Source organism: Terrimonas sp., assembly GCF_003075435.1.
Taxonomy (GTDB): Bacteria; Bacteroidota; Bacteroidia; order Chitinophagales; family Chitinophagaceae; genus Agriterribacter.
Genome location: NZ_QCZJ01000007.1, coordinates 12,703 through 31,218 on the forward strand (window position 1 = coordinate 12,703; position 18,516 = coordinate 31,218).

23 protein-coding genes are annotated in these 18,516 nt (G+C 39.0%); 9 read left to right on the forward strand and 14 right to left on the reverse strand.

Going from position 1 to position 18,516, the window contains the following annotated elements; all coding sequences use genetic code 11:
* Window positions 1-122: 122 nt before the first annotated feature.
* The 3 genes from DC498_RS09405 to DC498_RS09415 all read left to right on the forward strand — a co-directional run bounded on the left by DC498_RS09405 (window position 123) and on the right by DC498_RS09415 (window position 2,085).
* Window positions 123-1,403: a PQQ-dependent sugar dehydrogenase gene (locus DC498_RS09405; protein WP_116873901.1), complete on the forward strand. Its 1,281-nt coding sequence runs from the start codon at window positions 123-125 to the stop codon at window positions 1,401-1,403.
* Between the two features lie 62 nt (window positions 1,404-1,465).
* Window positions 1,466-1,753: an MmcQ/YjbR family DNA-binding protein gene (locus DC498_RS09410; protein ID WP_206197574.1), complete on the forward strand. Its 288-nt coding sequence runs from the start codon at window positions 1,466-1,468 to the stop codon at window positions 1,751-1,753.
* Window positions 1,754-1,791: 38 nt separating this feature from the next.
* Window positions 1,792-2,085, forward strand: coding sequence for a Dabb family protein (locus tag DC498_RS09415; RefSeq protein ID WP_116873903.1), 294 nt, complete (start codon window positions 1,792-1,794; stop codon window positions 2,083-2,085).
* Window positions 2,086-2,089: 4 nt separating this feature from the next.
* Here the strand turns inward: DC498_RS09415 and DC498_RS09420 are convergent, their stop codons facing one another.
* The 6 genes from DC498_RS09420 to DC498_RS09445 all read right to left on the reverse strand — a co-directional run bounded on the left by DC498_RS09420 (window position 2,090) and on the right by DC498_RS09445 (window position 7,065).
* Entirely contained in the window at window positions 2,090-2,551 is a 462-nt protein-coding gene (locus tag DC498_RS09420; RefSeq protein WP_116873904.1) for a sterol desaturase family protein, read from the reverse strand.
* 14 nt (window positions 2,552-2,565) lie between these two features.
* Window positions 2,566-3,402: a phytoene/squalene synthase family protein gene (locus tag DC498_RS09425; protein WP_116873905.1), complete on the reverse strand. Its 837-nt coding sequence runs from the start codon at window positions 3,400-3,402 to the stop codon at window positions 2,566-2,568.
* Window positions 3,403-3,405: 3 nt separating this feature from the next.
* Complete coding sequence (locus tag DC498_RS09430; RefSeq protein WP_116874086.1) at window positions 3,406-4,884, reverse strand: phytoene desaturase family protein; 1,479 nt, start codon at window positions 4,882-4,884, stop codon at window positions 3,406-3,408.
* A gap of 121 nt (window positions 4,885-5,005) precedes the next feature.
* A complete protein-coding gene (locus DC498_RS09435) occupies window positions 5,006-5,254 on the reverse strand; it encodes a type B 50S ribosomal protein L31 (protein WP_116873906.1) in 249 nt (82 codons plus the stop codon).
* A gap of 138 nt (window positions 5,255-5,392) precedes the next feature.
* Entirely contained in the window at window positions 5,393-6,139 is a 747-nt protein-coding gene (locus DC498_RS09440) for a TerC family protein (protein WP_116873907.1), read from the reverse strand.
* Between the two features lie 155 nt (window positions 6,140-6,294).
* On the reverse strand, window positions 6,295-7,065 hold the full coding sequence (locus DC498_RS09445; protein ID WP_116873908.1) for a menaquinone biosynthetic enzyme MqnA/MqnD family protein: 771 nt from the start codon (window positions 7,063-7,065) through the stop codon (window positions 6,295-6,297).
* A gap of 122 nt (window positions 7,066-7,187) precedes the next feature.
* On the opposite strand from DC498_RS09445, the gene purB reads away from it, so the two are divergent.
* The 3 genes from purB (at window position 7,188) to DC498_RS09460 (ending at window position 10,677) form a co-directional block, all read left to right on the forward strand.
* Window positions 7,188-8,534 carry an adenylosuccinate lyase gene (purB, locus tag DC498_RS09450; RefSeq protein WP_116873909.1) on the forward strand — a complete coding sequence of 449 codons (1,347 nt, stop codon included), beginning with the start codon at window positions 7,188-7,190 and terminating at the stop codon, window positions 8,532-8,534.
* A gap of 166 nt (window positions 8,535-8,700) precedes the next feature.
* Window positions 8,701-10,191, forward strand: coding sequence for a CotH kinase family protein (locus DC498_RS09455; RefSeq protein ID WP_116873910.1), 1,491 nt, complete (start codon window positions 8,701-8,703; stop codon window positions 10,189-10,191).
* Between the two features lie 189 nt (window positions 10,192-10,380).
* Entirely contained in the window at window positions 10,381-10,677 is a 297-nt protein-coding gene (locus DC498_RS09460; protein WP_116873911.1) for a hypothetical protein, read from the forward strand.
* A 66-nt stretch (window positions 10,678-10,743) separates the two neighbouring features.
* On the opposite strand, the gene DC498_RS09465 is transcribed toward DC498_RS09460, so the two are convergent.
* Complete coding sequence (locus DC498_RS09465) at window positions 10,744-11,574, reverse strand: hypothetical protein (RefSeq protein ID WP_133176807.1); 831 nt, start codon at window positions 11,572-11,574, stop codon at window positions 10,744-10,746.
* 59 nt (window positions 11,575-11,633) lie between these two features.
* Window positions 11,634-13,217, reverse strand: a complete 1,584-nt coding sequence (locus tag DC498_RS09470; protein WP_133176808.1) for a hypothetical protein — start codon at window positions 13,215-13,217, stop codon at window positions 11,634-11,636.
* A 490-nt stretch (window positions 13,218-13,707) separates the two neighbouring features.
* Between DC498_RS09470 and DC498_RS09475 the strand changes: the two genes are divergently transcribed.
* From DC498_RS09475 to DC498_RS09485, 3 genes are read left to right on the forward strand one after another with little or no spacing between them, the layout of a single operon-like run.
* Window positions 13,708-14,577 (forward strand): SPFH domain-containing protein, encoded by an 870-nt coding sequence (locus tag DC498_RS09475; protein WP_116873914.1) that lies wholly within the window; start codon window positions 13,708-13,710, stop codon window positions 14,575-14,577.
* Window positions 14,578-14,579: 2 nt separating this feature from the next.
* Window positions 14,580-15,104: a hypothetical protein gene (locus DC498_RS09480; protein WP_116873915.1), complete on the forward strand. Its 525-nt coding sequence runs from the start codon at window positions 14,580-14,582 to the stop codon at window positions 15,102-15,104.
* Window positions 15,105-15,115: 11 nt separating this feature from the next.
* Window positions 15,116-15,295: a ribbon-helix-helix domain-containing protein gene (locus DC498_RS09485; RefSeq protein ID WP_116873916.1), complete on the forward strand. Its 180-nt coding sequence runs from the start codon at window positions 15,116-15,118 to the stop codon at window positions 15,293-15,295.
* A 34-nt stretch (window positions 15,296-15,329) separates the two neighbouring features.
* On the opposite strand, the gene DC498_RS09490 is transcribed toward DC498_RS09485, so the two are convergent.
* From DC498_RS09490 to DC498_RS09515, 6 genes are all read right to left on the reverse strand, one after another.
* A complete protein-coding gene (locus tag DC498_RS09490; RefSeq protein ID WP_116874087.1) occupies window positions 15,330-15,755 on the reverse strand; it encodes a VOC family protein in 426 nt (141 codons plus the stop codon).
* Between the two features lie 16 nt (window positions 15,756-15,771).
* Complete coding sequence (locus tag DC498_RS09495; protein ID WP_116873917.1) at window positions 15,772-16,125, reverse strand: nuclear transport factor 2 family protein; 354 nt, start codon at window positions 16,123-16,125, stop codon at window positions 15,772-15,774.
* 32 nt (window positions 16,126-16,157) lie between these two features.
* Entirely contained in the window at window positions 16,158-16,667 is a 510-nt protein-coding gene (locus DC498_RS09500; protein ID WP_116873918.1) for a DUF4199 domain-containing protein, read from the reverse strand.
* A 24-nt stretch (window positions 16,668-16,691) separates the two neighbouring features.
* Window positions 16,692-17,468 (reverse strand): alpha/beta fold hydrolase, encoded by a 777-nt coding sequence (locus DC498_RS09505; RefSeq protein ID WP_116874088.1) that lies wholly within the window; start codon window positions 17,466-17,468, stop codon window positions 16,692-16,694.
* Between the two features lie 2 nt (window positions 17,469-17,470).
* Window positions 17,471-17,995, reverse strand: a complete 525-nt coding sequence (locus DC498_RS09510) for a DinB family protein (RefSeq protein WP_116873919.1) — start codon at window positions 17,993-17,995, stop codon at window positions 17,471-17,473.
* 66 nt (window positions 17,996-18,061) lie between these two features.
* A complete protein-coding gene (locus DC498_RS09515; RefSeq protein ID WP_116873920.1) occupies window positions 18,062-18,514 on the reverse strand; it encodes an SRPBCC domain-containing protein in 453 nt (150 codons plus the stop codon).
* Window positions 18,515-18,516: the final 2 nt, after the last annotated feature.

Below are 18,516 nucleotides of genomic sequence, written 5' to 3' on the forward strand. Positions count from 1 at the left end.
ATATATACACAACGTGCATAAATTTACCGCTGCAATTTAAATCCTGCACCTGATCATGCCTGTTATAATACAGGCATGAATTTTTATATACTATCAATATCTCCACAAAACGGTTTGATAGTATGAAACAAAACCACACCATATATATCGCTGTGCTTTTTTTATTATTCATCAAAACAGGTATAGCGCAAACAGATACGCTTCCCCCACCCTATGCTACAAAATCTACCATGAATTTCAGTAATGTTTTAGGATGGAAAGAAGGGGAAACCCCTGTGGCGCCGGAAGGTTTCATCGTAACAAAATATGCAGATGATTTTAAAAATCCACGCTGGATGTATGTACTTCCTAATGGAGATGTGTTGGTGGCTGAAGCTAATACACCGCATGGATTTTTTGAAAAGGTCGGCGCAGCTATTATCGGCGCTAATAAATCTAATGATATGCGCAAAAGCGCCAACCGCATCACCTTGCTACGTGATACGGATAAAGATGGCAAACCGGATATACGCACAATATTTTTAGAAGGTCTGAACCTGCCGCTAGGTATGCTGCTGTTGAAAAATAAATTCTACGTGGCTAATACTGATGCAGTATGGATGTTTCCTTATAAAAAAGGGCAAACAACAATTACCGGGGAAGGCAAAAAGATCATTGATCTGCCTGCAGGTAAACACAACCGGCACTGGACAAGAAATATTATAGCTAACAAAAAAGGAACGAAAATTTATATTGCCATAGGCTCAGGAAGTAATGTAGCCGAAAACGGATTGGCAGAAGAAAGAGACAGGGCAAGAATCTGGGAAATCAATCCTGATGGCAGTGATTTAAAAATATACGCCAGTGGTTTAAGAAACCCTGTTGGCATGGACTGGGCGCCGGGCACCAACGCATTATGGACTTCGGTAAACGAGCGTGATGAACTGGGTGATGAGCTTGTGCCTGATTACCTCACTTCCGTGCAGCGTGATGGGTTTTACGGATGGCCTTATAGTTATTATGGGCAGCATTTTGATCCGAGAATAAAAAAGGAAGAGCAGGATACGGCACTCGTCAATACAGCCATCATACCAGATATATCGCTGGGATCGCATACTGCCTCATTAGGTTTAGTATTTTATACAGGCAAAAGCTTTCCGGCTAAATACCGGGGTGGTGCATTTGTGGCGCAACACGGCTCGTGGAATAAGTCAAAACTGGCCGGGTATAAGGTAGTGTTTGTTCCATTTAAAAACGGCATACCTGCAGGTAAACCGGAAGATTTTCTAACAGGTTTTATTGTTGATCCGGAAAAAGATGAAGTAAGGGGAAGACCTGTGGGGTTAACCGTTTTATACGACGGCTCAATGCTGCTTACGGATGATACTATGGATACTATATGGCGGATTAGTGCGGATAAATAGCTTAATTTAGTTCAACCAAATTTGCGGCGATGGTTAGTATTGATAACTTCCGGAAAATATGCATGACATTTCCTTCAGTAACAGAGCAACCTCATTTTGAAAAAACTTCATTCAGGGTAAACAAAAAAATATTCGCCACATTAGCAGAAGAACAAAAAACCGCAGTTATAAAACTATCAGAAAAGGAACAATCGGTTTTTTGTGCTTTTGATCCGGCGGTACTATATCCTGTGCCTAACAAATGGGGCAAACAGGGATGGACGATGATCAACCTTAAGACTGTAAAAACAGCCATGTTGAAAGATGCGCTCACCATTTCTTACAACGAGGTATCTTCAACAAAAAAATAATTACATTGCAGGATATCTTTTATTTGAAACATTTATTAATGATCAGGCACTCTGTTATCTTCAAGCTCAAACATCACAAAGGATCTCAGGAAGAAGCCTTATTCCTGGAAAAAGCAAATGCACTATCATCAATACCGGGCATACAAAATTTTGAATGCCTGAAGCAGGTAAGCCCTAAAAATAAATTTGATTTCGGTATATCAATGGCGTTTGAAAATGAAACCCTGTACCAGCAATACAACAATCATCCTGACCATGTTTACTTTGTACAACAGTATTGGTTAAAAGAGGTGGAGGATTTTCTGGAGATAGACTATGTTCCTTATACCTGAATGCTCACATTTCACCTTTAGCCTGCCACGCCAGCCTGTAATACTTAAACGGCACAAACAACATTCCAAAACATTCACCATCATTTTTATTGAGATGCTTATGATGCATTTTATGCGCCCTGCGTATGGCAAGCATGTAAGGATTTTTTGTATTTCTGAACCATTTGAACCGCTGGTGAATAAACACATCGTGCACTAAAAAATATGCAGCTCCGTAAAGCGTTATACCTGTTGCAATCCATAGTAAGGATGACAGATGTAATAATCCGCCTGTAATAAATAACAACATTGCAGGAATAGCAAAAATCAGAAAGAAAAAATCATTTTTCTCAAAGAAACCGGCTTCATCTTTTTGGTGATGGTCTTTATGCAGCTTCCATAATATGCCATGCATAATATACTTGTGCGTAAACCACGCTACACATTCCATAAAAACAAAAGCAGCTATTGCAAGTAATATATTCACCTGGATACATTTTATTACAACAAATTCAACTGGTGCCTGATCATGCAGTTAAACAACAAACCCATTTTTTTTACATTATTCACCCGTATGCGTTTAGAAAATATTTCAACAGGTGGCAGGTTTTGTATTTTTTTGAAGAGCACAAGGTAATAATGATATGCAAGATATACACCGCGTCCCGAGCTGGCTGGCAATTGCTTTATTCCCTGCAGGGCTTCAGCTAATTCCTTTTCTATTTCATGCTCTATCTGCCATTTGTCTTCTTTAGAAAAATTAGCCAGGTCAACACCAGGAAAATACAGCCTGCCCAGTTGTTCATTATCTGCTTTTATATCCCGTAAAAAATTGATTTTCTGAAATGCAGAGCCCAGCTTCATAGCTGGCGGGGTTAAGGCATTATACAAGTGTTCATCTCCTTCACAAAAAACTTTAAGGCACATTAGCCCAACAGCCTCCGCGGAACCATAGATATATTTTTCGTATAATATTCTTGTATAAAAATGTTGCTGCAGATCCATTTCCATACTATCGAGAAAAGTATTGATCAATTCCCTGTTGATAGCGTATGTATTTACCGCATACTGAAAACTATTTAAAATAGGGTTAAGACTGATACCGGAGTCAATGGCTTCGTATGTTTCTGCGCTGAACTTTTTTAAAAGACTGGTCTTATCGTAATTGTGAAACGAATCCACAATCTCATCTGCAAAACGCACAAAGCCGTAAATAGCGTATATGGGTTGCCTGAACCTTTTTGCCAGGAGTTTAATGCCCAATGAGAAAGAAGTACTGTACTCTCGGGTGGTGATCTTACTGCACCGGGCTGATACATGATCAAATAATTCTTTCATAAGTTATGAGGTTTTTGACAGGATATAATCTGCAACCACCTGCCCCGATATAATAGCCGGCGGCACGCCTGGCCCGGGAACAGTTAATTGCCCTGCAAAAAAAAGATTTTTTATTTTTTTACTCCGGATAGACGGTTTCATAAAAGCAGTTTGCCGTAAAGTATTTGCAAGCCCATAAGCGTTTCCCTGGTACGCGTTATAGTCTGCTGTAAAATCTTCGCCGTTATAGCTTTTCTTAAAAATAATGTTTTTTGAGAAAGCCTCACCGCAAAACTTCTCTACATGGCTGATCACAAAATCAAAATAATTTTCTTCAACAGACGGGGAAGATGACAAACCCGTTGCCACAGGAATAAGTATAAACAGGTTTTCCATCCCTGCCGGAGCCACGGTTTGGTCTGTTTTTGAGGGACAGCAAACGTAAAACAAAGGATTTTCCGGCCATTGTTTCGTTTCATAAATAGCTTTTGCATGCTGCTTAAAATCCTGCTGAAAAAAAAGATTATGATGCAACAGCCGGGGCAGTTTTTTATTCACGCCTATATAAAAAATCAGACAGGAAGGCGCGAACGTTTTTTTCTGCCAGTAATCTTCACTGTAACTTCTTTCTGCTTTTTTCAGGAGTTTAGCTTCTATATGATGATAGTCGGCTGCTCCAATGAGATAATCCGTTTCATAAAATTTTTCACTGGTAATAATGCCTATCGCTTTTCCGTTTACTGTTTTTATGCCGGTTACAGGGCTATTCAATTTTATCTCTACCCCTTTTTCAACAGCAAGAGCAGCCATTGCTTCAACCAGTTTATGAAAACCGCCTTGCGGATACCATGTGCCCAGGCTGATATCTGCATAGTTCATCATACTATACAAGGCAGGAGTTTTTGACGGCATTGCACCGAGAAACAATACCGGGAACTCCAGTATCTGCAGTATATGCGGATGTTTAAAATATTGCCTGATGTGAGCAGAAAAAGCACTGAGCATATCAAGGCGGAACAGCGCTTTCAACATCCGCCAGTCGGTATATTCTTTTACACTTACAGATGGCTTGTAAACAAACTCATTAATACCGGTTTCATATTTGTACTTTGCTTCCGCTAAAAATTTCTCGAGTTTAGCGGCGCTGCCTTTTTCTATGCTTTCAAAAATTTGCTTGAGTAAATGCAGTGATGCAGGAATCCGGATCGCCTCATTATTTTCTACAATCACCTGGTAAGATGGATCGAGCCGGGATAAATGAAAATAGTCTGCGGTCGTTTTTTTAAAGCGGTTGAAATATTTTTCAATCACATCCGGCATCCAGTACCAGCTTGGTCCCATATCAAATGTAAATCCCTGCTCCCGCAATATTCTTGCTCTCCCGCCGGTTTGATCATTCTTTTCAAAAATAGTTACAGCAAAACCCTTTTCAGCAAGGCAGGTGGCGGCACTAAGTCCTGCAAAACCTGCTCCTATTACGGCAATTTTTTTTTGATCTTTCACCTGATTCAGTGGATAAGGGCGGTAAGTTAAACAAACTTCAATTATATCTGAACGGGTATAATATAAAATAAAAATCCCCGGCAGGTTGCCGGGGATTTCAAATAATCTAACAGAAAAGAAATTATTTCTTGGCGTATTTCTTATTGAACTTATCAATACGACCTGCTGTATCAACCAACATCTTCTGACCGGTAAAGAACGGATGAGAAGTGCTTGAAATTTCCAGTTTGATCAGCGGATACTCATTTCCGTCTTCCCACTTGATCGTTTCTTTAGAATGCGCTGTAGAACGGGTTAAAAAGGTAGTACCGTTACTCATGTCTTTGAAAACTACAAACTTGTAGCTTTGCGGATGGATACCTTGCTTCATGATTATCAATGTTTTAAGGTCGCACGGATTTTGCCGTGCTGTTAAAAAGAGGTGCAAAGGTAATGGGTGTTTCTTTAAAATGCAAATTATGTTTAAAGGGGTAAGGAAGTTGCAGGTTGATAGCTGACTGCCGATAGCTCACTTTCCCTTCTTCCCTGCCCGTAAATTCAGCATTTCCACAAAAACAGAAAACGCCATAGCAAAGTATATGTAGCCTTTGGGAATATGCTGCTCCAAACCTTCCGCAATTAATGAAACGCCTATCAGCAAAAGGAAAGATAGCGCCAACATTTTTACCGTGGGATGCGTATTTACAAACGTACTTATCGCTTCAGAAGAAGCCAGCATAATAAACACAGCAATAACCACCGCTGCTATCATGATCTCTATATGATCTGCCATACCAACAGCCGTAATTACTGAATCAAGAGAAAACACAACATCCAGCAATAATATTTCAATAATAACCCGGCCAAATGTTGTTGACCTTCGGGCTTTAATTTCTTCTTCTTCGTTTCCTTCCAGCTTTTCATGAATTTCAGTAGTGCTTTTATAAATCAGGAACAAACCACCTACAATTAAAATAATATCTCGCCCGGATATGGCCAACTTCTCATGCCATTCGCCTTCATGTATACCAATCCACTCGCCTATATTAAATAGCGGTGCAACCAGCGTCATAATCCAACTTATGGAAAGCAACAGTAATATGCGCGTAATCATTGCAAGCCCCAGTCCCCACCGCCTGGCACTTTTTTGCTTTTCCTTCGGCAACTTGCCGGAAAGAATAGAAATAAAAACAATATTATCTATCCCTAAAACAATTTCTAAAACCGTAAGTGTTAAAAGAGATATCCACGCTTCCGGGTTGGTTATCCATTCCATAATATTATAAGTATATATATTTTCTACAACAGCTAATAGTATTGAGTTAATCGTGAAAGGCAAGGTAATAAATAAGCACCTCTATCTCTTACCATTAATTTCCCATGCATATATATGCCATATCAACAACAGTAATTTTTGTCAGAAAAAGTATGTTATACATTAATATCCTCCGGCAATACCATCTGCTTAAGCTGAAACAAAAACTCTTCCAATCCCGCTTTTTTCCGTTCATCCATCACATAATTAATGTTGTATTTATAATACTGGTGCAGGTCAAAAAGATTGAAAGCGCTATCCCTAACGATCTGCTCAATATTTTCGAGCCCCAGCGCATTAGCAGCATTAAAATCGGCAACAAAACCGGGCGGCAGTGCTTTATTGGCAATCCATGCGGCAAAAACAAAACCTAAACCGGTATAATCCTTCCATGCTTCGCCCAAATCATATATATACGTTGATTGCCTGCGTTGCTCAAAAGCCCGGTCGCCAATCACCAGTCCTGCGGTAGTACCTGTAATACGATGGCGGTACTCCTCTCCTTTTGCATCTTCAAATTCCGGTTCGATATTCCAGTACCGCTTCAGCAAAATTTTAGCGAGCATAACCGATGTGCGGGATTGATAATCGAGCAATACTTTTTGTATCCTGTTTACAGGCACTTCACTAAAAAGGCAAACGGTAGCCACCGGACCATCGCAGCCTATACAATAATCAGATACGATATGATGCTCTTTAAGATGCGGAATTATAGCTACAGGCACAATTCCCGCGTCCACTTCATCCATTACCAGCATTTGCGCAAGCTTAGCCGGAAAAGTTTCTATTATCTCTATATCATTTATAACAGGCGAATGTTGTATTCCGTACAACAAAGGCTTTACATTAAGGTAATTGATTACACCAAGGCGTATTTTTCTTTGCATTATCTCTACTGTTTACACAGGCAATCGTGTGTTACGCACACTCCTCCACTAAATTCAACTTTTTCGTGTAGGTTTGCCCGCAAAAGTAGGGCAACCGTTTATTATTATTCAATATTTATTGTATGGATTTATCAGCACTTACCGCTATTTCCCCTGTTGATGGAAGATATAGAAACCAGGTTCAGCATTTAGACCAGTATTTTTCAGAATATGCATTAATCCGGTATAGGATTTTAATTGAGATTGAATATTTTATAGCGCTTGCTGATAAAAAGTTCTTTGCGCTGAAAACCCCGCAGGTTAAATCATTAAAAGCTATTTATACCGGTTTTACTCCCGAAAAAGCCGCAGAAATAAAGGAAATTGAAAAAACCACCAACCACGATGTAAAAGCCGTTGAGTACTACATTAAAAAACAGCTTGACACACTCCATCTCTCTGCTATAAAAGAATGGGTACATTTCGGATTAACCTCGCAGGATATAAATAACACCTCTATTCCGCTATTATGGAAAGAATCGCTGGAAAACGAATATTACCCGGCTATTGCCAACCTTATACTGCAATTAAAAAAATTGGCAACCGACTGGAAAGACATTCCAATGCTGGCGCATACGCACGGACAACCGGCTTCGCCTACCCGTTTGGGTAAGGAAATTATGGTATTTGCAGAAAGGCTCGACCAGCAGTTGCAGTTACTGCAAACCATTCCCTATTCCTGCAAATTCGGTGGCGCCACCGGCAACTTTAATGCGCACCATGTTGCCTATCCTAAAACAGACTGGATAGCATTCGCCAATAATTTCTGCAATAATGTGCTCGGCCTGCAGCGTCAGCAATTCACCACACAAATTGAGCATTACGATAACCTCGCCGCTCATTTTGACGGCATTAAAAGAATAAACAATATACTCATCGATTTTTGCCGCGATATATGGACATATGTTTCAATGGAATACTTTAAGCAGAAAGTAAAGAAGGGTGAAGTGGGTTCATCTGCCATGCCGCATAAAGTAAACCCCATTGATTTTGAAAACGCTGAAGGAAATTTTGGTATCGCCAACGCCCTGCTTGAGCATCTTTCGGCCAAATTACCCATCTCAAGATTGCAACGCGACCTCACTGATTCAACTGTTTTAAGAAATATAGGTGTGCCATTTGCACATACAATACTCGCGTTAAAATCCATCGGCAAAGGATTAGGAAAATTATTACTGAACGAAGCTCAATTTAAACAAGACCTCGATGATAACTGGGCAGTAGTAGCTGAAGCTATACAAACTATTTTAAGAAGAGAAAACTATCCCAATCCATACGAGGCACTAAAAGAGCTGACCCGCGGTGCTGAAGGTATCAATCAAAAAACAATGCACAGGTTTATTGATACGCTGAAAGTATCAGCGGCCTTAAAGAAAACATTAAAATCTATTACGCCGCATAATTATACAGGCGTTAATAATAAGTATTGATTTTTGGAATCTTTTGAAGACAGGAAACCCTGCGGCTAAATTCTGTCACCGAAACTTATAGGTATATCCCTTGTTTTGCAGGTGCCACTGCTTTCTAACTTACTATGCGCCTGCTCACAAGTGATGCTCATTCCTTACCTTCACCTATATCATATTCAAGAGTCACATGATACATTTCAGGAAGCATACTATTTATACGATTGCATGCTGCGCACTAATTGTAAATGCCTGCAAAAAAAGCCAGGAACCGATTGACAATGCACAACCCATCATACAGCAATTCACTATTGAAAAGAAAAATAATGAAGCGCTTGCTACAGATATAACCTTCAACATAAAAGGCGATTCCATCATTGGTACATCCGTCAATGTATTTTCAAAAAAACTGAAAGCAACCTTTACTACTGATGCGGTAAGTATAGTGGTTGCACAGCAGGAGCAGGAAAGCGGATCAACTGAAAACGATTTCTCCGGTGTGGTTACCTATAAGCTGAAATCTGCCAATGGAGTGCAAAAAAATTACTATGCCAAAGTAAACTGGCAACTAGACAGCCTTCCGCATATTTACATCAATACAGAAAATGGAGGAGCTATAACTTCAAAGGAAAACTATGTAAATGCAACTATTGCCATTGATGGAAAAGGGAAGTACGAAAATTATAGTGGCGCTACGCAGATAAAGGGCAGAGGCAATTCTACATGGTCAATGCCCAAAAAGCCTTATCGTATAAAGCTGGCATCAAAAGCTTCCCTGTTCGGGCTTTCGTCAGAAAGAGACTGGGTGCTGCTGGCCAATTATCTTGATCCAACATTAATGCTGAATGCAGTAGCAATGAAAATTGGCCGGCAATTGAATATACCATATACCAATCACATTATACCTGTTAATGTTACGCTTAATGGCAGCTATATTGGCTCATACAATTTTACCGAACAGGTAGAAGTTGGTTCAGACCGGGTTGCAATAGGTGATGATGGTTTGCTTTTAGAGCTTGATAAATATTTTGACGAAGCGTATAAATTTCGTTCACAATATTATTCCCTGCCGGTAATGATCAAAGCGCCTGATCTTAGCAACAACAGCGATGTTGATCCTGTTGCATTACAGTTTAACGCAATGGAAGCCTTATTAAATGACGCCGCATTTCCCAACAACACTTATAAAGATCACATAGACATCAGTTCTGTTGCCGGTTTCCTGATAGTGTATTTGTTAACCGACAATGAAGAACCTAATCACCCCAAAAGCACCTATATGCATAAAACAGTTGCGGGCAAATTCGTTATGGGGCCAATATGGGATTTTGACTGGGCTTATGCATATGAGGGCGGCTCCTATTTTTATTCTGCTTCCAGGCCATTATTCTGGACATCAAACAATCCTCTATCAAGCGGAACAAAATTTTTTACCAGGTTTTTAAAAGATCCTGAATTTGTAGTGCTGTTAAAACAACAATGGGCTGACTATAAATTAAACTCCTTCAACACGCTTATTAAATTCGTAGAAGATTATGCCACACAAATTGAATCTGCAAAGAATGAAGATTATAAAAAATGGAAAACCGGGGATGGTTCTTTTATGAATGATGCAGGCAAACTTAAAAACTGGCTCATACAAAGAGTTGCATATATTGATACTTATTTACAAGGGCTTTAGTAAACCCCTGCTATAGATTTAAGCACAATATAGAATGTACACTTTTGAACATATACTGTATCAAAAACGAACGGTACGGGTACTGAATCTTCCATTACTATACTGATTAATAGCAAATTATACAGCTGGCATTTTTTTAGTGCAGAGTTTAATACAAACACTTTTCACACGGCAGCCAAAACCTGTATCATGTATGAATTTCAATCCATATGCAGAAAAAAAATAGCCATGGTAATTTCCAATATTGGCTCAGGAGGTGATCTGAGAATATATGCCGGTAAAATTATTCTTACCGAAAAGGCACGCTACTATTTTGTAAACAGCACACAGCATTGGGAAATAGAAATTGAAAGAGATATCATCAAAAAACTTCAACCTGTACAACCCGATTCCAAAAGTATTATGTTAGGCGCCGATTATTTTTTTTCTATGGAGGTAACAGCGCTTAAATCTTCTCTTTTTCTGCAATCGTTGATAAATGCATAATGTTAACGCTTATAGGCTGCAGGCATTACATAACAGCCATTATATAATCCCGTTCAAAGCTGTTCTTTATTTAATCTCCTTGTATTCTATCTGCGCTGAAAGCACACCAAATTGATCTGCCTGACTAAGCGTAACCGGGTATCCGGCATCGTTATAAGTATATGAATAAGTGGTTTTTTCTACCATAGTTTGTCCTTCGCTATTTTTATATGTTACTGCAGTTTCTGTAAGATTATTAATATTAAAATTTGCAATGGTAGTGGAAAGAAAAGCATCAAAGAAAAACGGAGCGTTTACAGAAGAGAATATACCCTTTTTATCATCATACTTAAACTGGAAACTCAAATCAGCGCTTTCTTTATACCACATTGTATTCAGGCGGCCTTTTTCATCCCAACCAAGTTCTTCAAAAACAGTTCCGTCTTTCAACAGTCCTTTATACAATTGTCCTTTTTCATTATACAGGTATGTTCGGGTTGTAGTTAAAGCCGTGCCATCCTGCTCATCAAAATAAGTATATGTTTCTGTTACACTATTATTTACTTTATCACTATACGTAGATTTTTCATACAACTTTTCCGGGAAAAGTGTATAGTATTCCATGGAAGCCGGCTGACCATTTTTATAAGTATAAACAATCTTGCCTGAACCATCCGGATCCAGAAACCATTCGGCAATAAGACGATTTTCAGCATCATATACCAAAGAATCATAGTGTTCTTTCCCATCGCTCTGTATAATAAATTTTACAGGAATGAACTTGCCGGGCGAATCAACAACCGGATCAGGGTCAGGATCTGGCACAACAGGATCAGGCTCGTCTAAAGTTTTCTGGCAGGAAAAGAATAAAACAACCGGCAATAAAAGCATAAGGGGTCTACGGATTAAATATTTCATAGTTACATCATTAAAATAAAGTAATCAATATACAAATATTATAGTTTCAGGTTAATAAATTATAAACACAAAGCCTGTAATCTACCCAAAATAAAATCTTTCCCGTTCTCAAAAAAAAGTTGCTCCGTGAATCTTTCAATGTCAAAGTCCCGGGGAAGTGATACCAGCTCTTTGTTAGCACGGGCATATGGTATGAATTTATTCCTGAAAGACTTTTTCAATGTATTGATATCCGTCACTGTCATACAGCATCTTACCGGGTTGATCAACCCGTCAAAATCAGAGCCGATGCAAAGCTGGGAAAGCGCCTGCTGAATATCGTAATCGCCTGCAGCCTGAACAACCCTTATGAAATGCAACACATGCGACATAAAATGGCAGAGATGATAATCAGCCAAAGCCGGGTTAACGTCCCCCCCTTCCAGCACATCCTGCATAGTAATACAATTAAAATCATCCACCTTTGTTCCAATTTTTCTCTTAGAAAGATAAACGTCTTTCTCAGCATTGGAAATATATTCTTCCTCAAAAGCAAACTCATTCATAGCTGCAGGACGGCTATCACCTTCCGTATATCCTAAAATTCTTTTATCAAGATTTAATCCTATCATACCACCAGACCGGACTATTGCCATTATATCCTCATCATACAAATTAATACTGCTGGGATTAAATGCCGTCATTAATCCATTGAGCGTATTATATATTTTCCGCTTAGCCCAAAGTATATAGCTATATTCCTTTCCTCTTTCTTTTTTAAAATCCATCATATAGTCAGGAATATCCTTATACGACAAACCAGTAAACCCGGCGTGTGTACAGATCAAAGGCTGATTGATTGGTAAAAAGTCCGGACGGTTTCTTATGTCTTCTACCAGCATTCTTCTTGATGCAAGACTAAGATGTTTTACATCTATCATTATCTTTCGTTCATAACAGTGCCGTATAATCGCTAAACCCTCTTCAGCAATACGATTACCGGTAGGCCTGAAATCTTCATTGGCAATAAACTGTATGCCGTAAGCATGATTGCAGAAAGGATATTGCTCAAGATGCGTTACGTTAACGGAAACAAGCGGGTATTTATCCGCAATCTCATCCAGGTTATGAATAATCTCATCTTTTGTTATTTTATGCTTATCCAATGTGGAGGACAGTGAATGACACCCTTCCACACTGAATATTATATAAATTGAAGATTTATCCTCTGGGTCATAAGGCGTTTGTGTTGAAAGCACTTTTACTTTCTTATCGGTGATCCCGAAGCGCTCTGCATTTAATAACACTTGTATATCTTCCTGTACAAGGTCAGGATAAGGTTTAAATGTTTCGTCGTTAATTTTTTTTAAGCGGGAGGGATTAAGATAGGTTTGCAGGGATCCTTCTGCCTGCTTTAAAATAAGCTTGTTATTCGTCATACCCCGCTCAGGAACAAAAATGGCTACACAAATAATATCAGGCCCGTCAGCACTTAATTGAACCAGGTTTGCCTGCGAACCTAATATATACGGAAACTCTGTACACCAACGAAGTAACCAATGAATTTTTGTTACATCAATATTAACCCATGGGCTTGTTTTAGTTTCTTCTTCCGAAAACATGCTCTTTAATGTGGGATGCACATGAAAATCGAACAGTGGCATAACTATTAATTTAAATGAAGAAATACAGGTTTCCAAAAGAAAGGAGTAAGTAGTGCAGGTTAAAAGTTTACCAGGAGTACTAAGATAGTTTACCAGACATCGTGTTAAAATAAAAAAATAATTACTCATTTGCAAGTATAAAAAGTTGCAGGTTGTAAGTTACAGGGGGCACATTTCAAATTTTCGCGTGTTGGACTATCATATGCAGATGCCTCATACCTCGGCATGACAAACTGCAGGGGTATGTTCAGCAGTAGAACAATCGTTCAGCATTTGCACTATTGTTCAGCATATATTCAACCGCCTTTCATGCCGAGGTATGAGGCATCTGCCGTAACAGTAGCATTTACATGCGAAAAATTGAAACACACCCGTTACAGGTCGATTTCTCACCATCAACCTCTCATAACATTTTTAAAAAATCATTTCCGGAATTGAAAATCATTTTCTATATTTGATATCATTTTGATATCATTTTAAATAATTATTTATGGAAAAGATCATTCGCCCCGTATCAGGTTATCTTGCTTTATTATCAGCAATCATATTGCTATTTTTAGCTGGTTTCCTGTTTTTTTATGGAGTAACAAATGGTTCAGGAGTCGTTGTTTTCCTTGCAATACTTTCATTTACTGCTTCAATCTTCCTGTTCATGGGCGTTATAGTGGTCAGCCCCAACCACTCCAATGTGCTTACCTTTTTTGGTAAATATGTTGGCACGGTTAAAGAAAATGGGTTATTGTTTGTAAACCCTCTTTTCAAAAAACAGAAAATATCGCTACGCTCAGAAAACCTGGAAAGTTCAAAGCTTAAAGTGAATGATAAATTGGGTAACCCCATTGAAATTGCAGCGGTAATAGTTTGGCAGGTAAATAATACTTACCGTGCAGCATTTGATGTGGAAGATTATAATCACTACGTAAAAGTGCAGAGTGAAGCCGCGGTAAGACATTTGGCAACCAGCTTTCCCTACGACCAGTTTGAGGATGAAACTGCAACAATCACCCTGCGTGACGGCGGTAATAAAGTAAACGAAATACTTGAACAGGAATTAAACGAGAGGCTTTCTCCCGCAGGTATACTTGTGAAAGAAGCAAGGATCAGTCACCTGGCCTATGCCGCTGAAATAGCCGGAGCTATGCTGCAAAGACAACAGGCCACAGCAATTGTTGCGGCCAGGTCAAAAATTGTGGAAGGTGCCGTAGGTATGGTTGAAATGGCATTGGAACTGCTTTCAAAAAAAGATATTGTAAATCTTGATGAAGAAAAGAAAGCAGCCATGGTCAGCAACCTGATGGTTGTATTGTGTGGTGAAAAAGCTGCAACACCTATTTTGAATACAGGAACTTTATATCAATAAACATGCGGGTTAATCAACCATCTGGTGAAATACTGTTCAGGGAAACGCAATATTTCAGGCAAACCTGGCTATGGGTATTGCTTATTTCCTCTGCTTTATTTTCATTAACGCCTGTTGTGATTACAAGTATTACTACAGCATCGCAGCAAACACCTGCTCCTGTTTGGACAATACCTCTCATTTTGGGTATTAACCTCATAAACCTGGGATGTTTTTATTTTACCAGGCTGGAAACCATATTAACTACCGAAGGCATATATTACCGCTGGGTTCCCTGGTTTGGCAAATACAGGTTTCTGAGTAAAACAAGTATCAGGGAAATCCAGGTATTAAAATATCCCTATTTGAAATATGGATATCATAAACGGAAAGGGTTTGGAGCAGTACATAATACGGGAGGCAACAAAGGATTCAGAGTAACACTTGATAATGGAAAAATGTTTTTCCTGGGTTCACAAAAAATTAATACTGTGACGAATATCCTCGGCAAAAATTATGCTGAGGTATACCGGTATTCTTCTAATTAAAATCCATACCAGTGAAGGGTAAAAAAAATTTTGTATTACGCATTGATGACGAAGTGTATAAAGCACTTGAAAAATGGGCTGCTGATGAATTCAGAAGCGTAAACGGGCAGATAGAATGGCTTATAGACAAGGCACTTAAAGATTCCGGAAGAAAAAAAACTGAAACAAAATCTTCAGCTAAAGGAAAATAAGAAAGGGCTAAAGGCAGATCGCTCTGCCTTTTCTCTATTTTTGGGGCGAATAATTAATCATCCACTTCACCCCATATTTATCTGTAAAACTTCCATAATAGTCACCCCAGAACTGATCGGCTAATGGCATCTCTACTGCTCCACCCGCTGACAATCCTTTGAATAGTTTGTCTGCTTCTTCCCTCGAATCAGGAAAAATGGAAACATAATTATTATTGCCCTCAATAAGTTTATGCCCCATTGAAGGAACAATATCAGAGGCCATCAAAAGATCATCGCCAACCGGCAGCGCAATATGCATCACACGGTTTTTTTCGTCGGCAGGCAGATTTTCACAGCCCGGAGCGTCACCCATTTTATGAATACCGCCCGCAAATTCGCCGCCAAATACGGACTTATAAAACATGAAAGCTTCTTCAGCTTTACCATCAAAATTTAAGTAGGGATTTAACTTTGGCATGATAATTAATTTGAGATTAATAAAAGAATTGTTCAGAAATAATTTTGCCATCTTTAACCCGATACAATCCAATCTCCTCCATATTAACACGCTTTCCATCTTTGCCTGTGTAATCCATCGTCATGAAACAGGTAAAATAATCACCTGCAATAACAGGCTTATCAGTTGTACCGCCATGCATTTCGCTGATCATATCATTCCATTTTTTTCCTTTCTCTTCCATTTCTTTCAAACCGCTGGCTTTTGGCCAATCAGAACCCGGCGCTTCTTCGCTGGTGGCATCAGAACTATAGAGCTCTGTATATATTTTAGTGAAAGCTCCCTGCTGCATGTAATCATAAAATTTACCGGCTACTTCTTGCGTTGTCATAATTTTATTTTTTTAGGTAAAAAATATACTGGTTAAACGTTTCCCTGGAAAAGGGGCACCTGTTTTTTTGTTCGTATAAAAATCATTGCAATAGCTGTTGTTACCACACCCATTACAAGCGAAGCAATGGTACTTTGTACAGCATAATTTTTATAGTTGAAATATGCCTCCGCCGCTTCCCTGGTTTTATGATAGCCGGTTTTCAGGGAATATTCAATTACATTAGGAAAATATTCCGGCGTAATAACATAAGATATCACCCATTGCATTAAAGGGCTGAGCAAGGCGATGACTACAGAAATGATCACACCTGAGATCAATCCCTGCATATAGGTCATTTGCCCCTGGTAGTAATTTCTCTTTTTATCTTTTAAAGCAAGCACCATTACTATTACTGCCGGAATGGCATACAGGTTAGTAAGGTACATATGCTTATCAATATGCGTATCATGAAGCCCGGTCAACTTTTCGAGCAGCATCCACAATAGTGACATGATAATAAAAATAATGGCCCATTTGATTTCAATGCGATACTTTCTCATATATGCGGTGATTTAATTAAAAAATCAGTTGCTCAAAAAGTATTCCACCTGCGCCACCGTAAAATCAATCAACGCTTTATCTACATTTCCATTTTCATTTGCCATCATATAACTCCCGTGTCCTGAAGGAAAGATCATCAACCTTGAACCAGGGATCAAGCTATGCATCTCTGCAATATGACTGGCTTTCATCACATCATTATCTCCTGCAATAAACAAAACAGGCGATTGAATAGTACGAAGCATGCTATCGTCCCAATCTTTAAAATGAATCATGCGCTGGCGATCTTTCTCAAACATATGCTGCAGCTTTCGCGGGTCAGGATTTAATTTGAGAAAATTATCTTTCAAATATTGAGGCATATGATCAATGGTCGCTTGCGCCATCCCTTCAAAAAAGCCATCCATCATTCCATTGCGTTTGGTAACTCCTGAGGCAGCAATGATCTTTTCAACTTTCGCGGGGAAAAGGTGTGCGATCAGTAATACTGTTGTAGCTCCATTACTGAATCCCCAGAATGACGCTTTGTCAATACCGAGTTGACCCAGCACCGCTATAATATCTTTTGCATCCTGCTCAAAAGTTTCAGGCACTTCACGATGTTCTGATCTGCCGTGATTCTGCAGGTCAATTCCGATAAGCTTATATTGACCGCTCATTCTTTGAATTACTTCCCTGTAATCAAATTGCAGGTCACTTCCTCCACCATGAATCAATACCAAAGGTTTGCCTTCACCATATATCTCGTAATACAGGTTTATGCCATTAACTTCTTTATAGCCGCTTTCCCTAAGTTGCATCATTAGTAATTTAATGCTTCATCCACATTGTATTTCACTCCCGCATAGCCAAGTATCCTGCGCATCAATCCCATCTGTCCACATAAATAGTCTGCCCTGCCTATACTCATTCCTATAAAGTTCAAAATATTTTCTTCAAAAAAAAGCACATCCATGCCTATAGGAAATTTCTTCTCCAGTTGTTCATCAGTTGCAGCCAGCAATTTTTGATATACTAACAGAGAAATTTTATGAAAGCTTTCTTTTAACTGCTGCAAAGAAGGATAACTTAAATTTTCATCCAGCGCTTTTGCCTGGAAGAATAACGAGCTGTATGGGTCTTCCTCTCTCAAACCAAGTACCCATCCCAAACTATACCGGGTATTCACAAAATTGCCGGCCATCCACACTACATGATTGGTCTTTTCATCAATTCTTTTAAAGGCATTTTGTTCTGAAATGCCATCCAGCACGTTTAAAAAGGTTTGAGAATGCCAACGATACGCCGGAACAACAATATTCAGTTGCTTTGATACAGGGGTATCCATATTGCCTTGATTTGTATATTAAAAAACTACTTTAGCCGCTTCATTAATTTGTTGCTGCAGGAGATATCAATGCTCATCCGGACTTATTTGCTCAGCAATCTCATCCTTTTCTTCTACATATGTTTTAAACCGCTGTAAAACAGATTGGCAAAATTCCTGCTGTACTTCGTCTGGCACTAATTTTTCAGGCTCAAAGCTTTCCCGCACAATAGTATTCCGATCAATCTGCTGAAATTCTATTACAGATTTTCTTCCATCATCCTGAGTGTATTTTATATACTGCAATGGAATTACTTCATCATATTTCCCTTTATGATCAAAACCTTCCCTGCCATCCTTTGTTTCCATCCTGAAAAAAAATCTGCCGCCTTCTTTTACTTCATTCTCTACCACCGGGCAGCACCAGTTATTAAAAGGGATATTCCATTTTTTGATATCCTCAGGCGTAATCCAATTTTTCCAGACAATATCCAATGGCCTGCCCACTAAAACTGTTGCTACAAGGTTACCAGGTTTCATTA

Bases quoted from the DNA above. Each gene is read 5' to 3' on its own strand.
- DC498_RS09515 (WP_116873920.1), bottom strand. From the start codon at position 18,514: ATGAAACCTGGTAACCTTGTAGCAACAGTTTTAGTGGGCAGGCCATTG.
- DC498_RS09435 (WP_116873906.1), bottom strand. From the start codon at position 5,254: ATGAAGCAAGGTATCCATCCGCAAAGCTACAAGTTTGTAGTTTTCAAA.
- DC498_RS09445 (WP_116873908.1), bottom strand. From the start codon at position 7,065: ATGCAAAGAAAAATACGCCTTGGTGTAATCAATTACCTTAATGTAAAG.
- DC498_RS09405 (WP_116873901.1), top strand. From the start codon at position 123: ATGAAACAAAACCACACCATATATATCGCTGTGCTTTTTTTATTATTC.
- DC498_RS09475 (WP_116873914.1), top strand. From the start codon at position 13,708: ATGGAAAAGATCATTCGCCCCGTATCAGGTTATCTTGCTTTATTATCA.
- DC498_RS09495 (WP_116873917.1), bottom strand. From the start codon at position 16,125: ATGACAACGCAAGAAGTAGCCGGTAAATTTTATGATTACATGCAGCAG.
- DC498_RS09470 (WP_133176808.1), bottom strand. From the start codon at position 13,217: ATGCCACTGTTCGATTTTCATGTGCATCCCACATTAAAGAGCATGTTT.
- DC498_RS09505 (WP_116874088.1), bottom strand. From the start codon at position 17,468: ATGCAACTTAGGGAAAGCGGCTATAAAGAAGTTAATGGCATAAACCTG.
- DC498_RS09500 (WP_116873918.1), bottom strand. From the start codon at position 16,667: ATGAGAAAGTATCGCATTGAAATCAAATGGGCCATTATTTTTATTATC.
- DC498_RS09425 (WP_116873905.1), bottom strand. From the start codon at position 3,402: ATGAAAGAATTATTTGATCATGTATCAGCCCGGTGCAGTAAGATCACC.
- DC498_RS09490 (WP_116874087.1), bottom strand. From the start codon at position 15,755: ATGCCAAAGTTAAATCCCTACTTAAATTTTGATGGTAAAGCTGAAGAA.
- DC498_RS09460 (WP_116873911.1), top strand. From the start codon at position 10,381: ATGTATGAATTTCAATCCATATGCAGAAAAAAAATAGCCATGGTAATT.
- DC498_RS09510 (WP_116873919.1), bottom strand. From the start codon at position 17,995: ATGGATACCCCTGTATCAAAGCAACTGAATATTGTTGTTCCGGCGTAT.
- DC498_RS09480 (WP_116873915.1), top strand. From the start codon at position 14,580: ATGCGGGTTAATCAACCATCTGGTGAAATACTGTTCAGGGAAACGCAA.
- DC498_RS09415 (WP_116873903.1), top strand. From the start codon at position 1,792: ATGATCAGGCACTCTGTTATCTTCAAGCTCAAACATCACAAAGGATCT.
- DC498_RS09455 (WP_116873910.1), top strand. From the start codon at position 8,701: ATGATACATTTCAGGAAGCATACTATTTATACGATTGCATGCTGCGCA.
- DC498_RS09440 (WP_116873907.1), bottom strand. From the start codon at position 6,139: ATGGAATGGATAACCAACCCGGAAGCGTGGATATCTCTTTTAACACTT.
- DC498_RS09410 (WP_206197574.1), top strand. From the start codon at position 1,466: ATGACATTTCCTTCAGTAACAGAGCAACCTCATTTTGAAAAAACTTCA.
- purB (WP_116873909.1), top strand. From the start codon at position 7,188: ATGGATTTATCAGCACTTACCGCTATTTCCCCTGTTGATGGAAGATAT.
- DC498_RS09465 (WP_133176807.1), bottom strand. From the start codon at position 11,574: ATGAAATATTTAATCCGTAGACCCCTTATGCTTTTATTGCCGGTTGTT.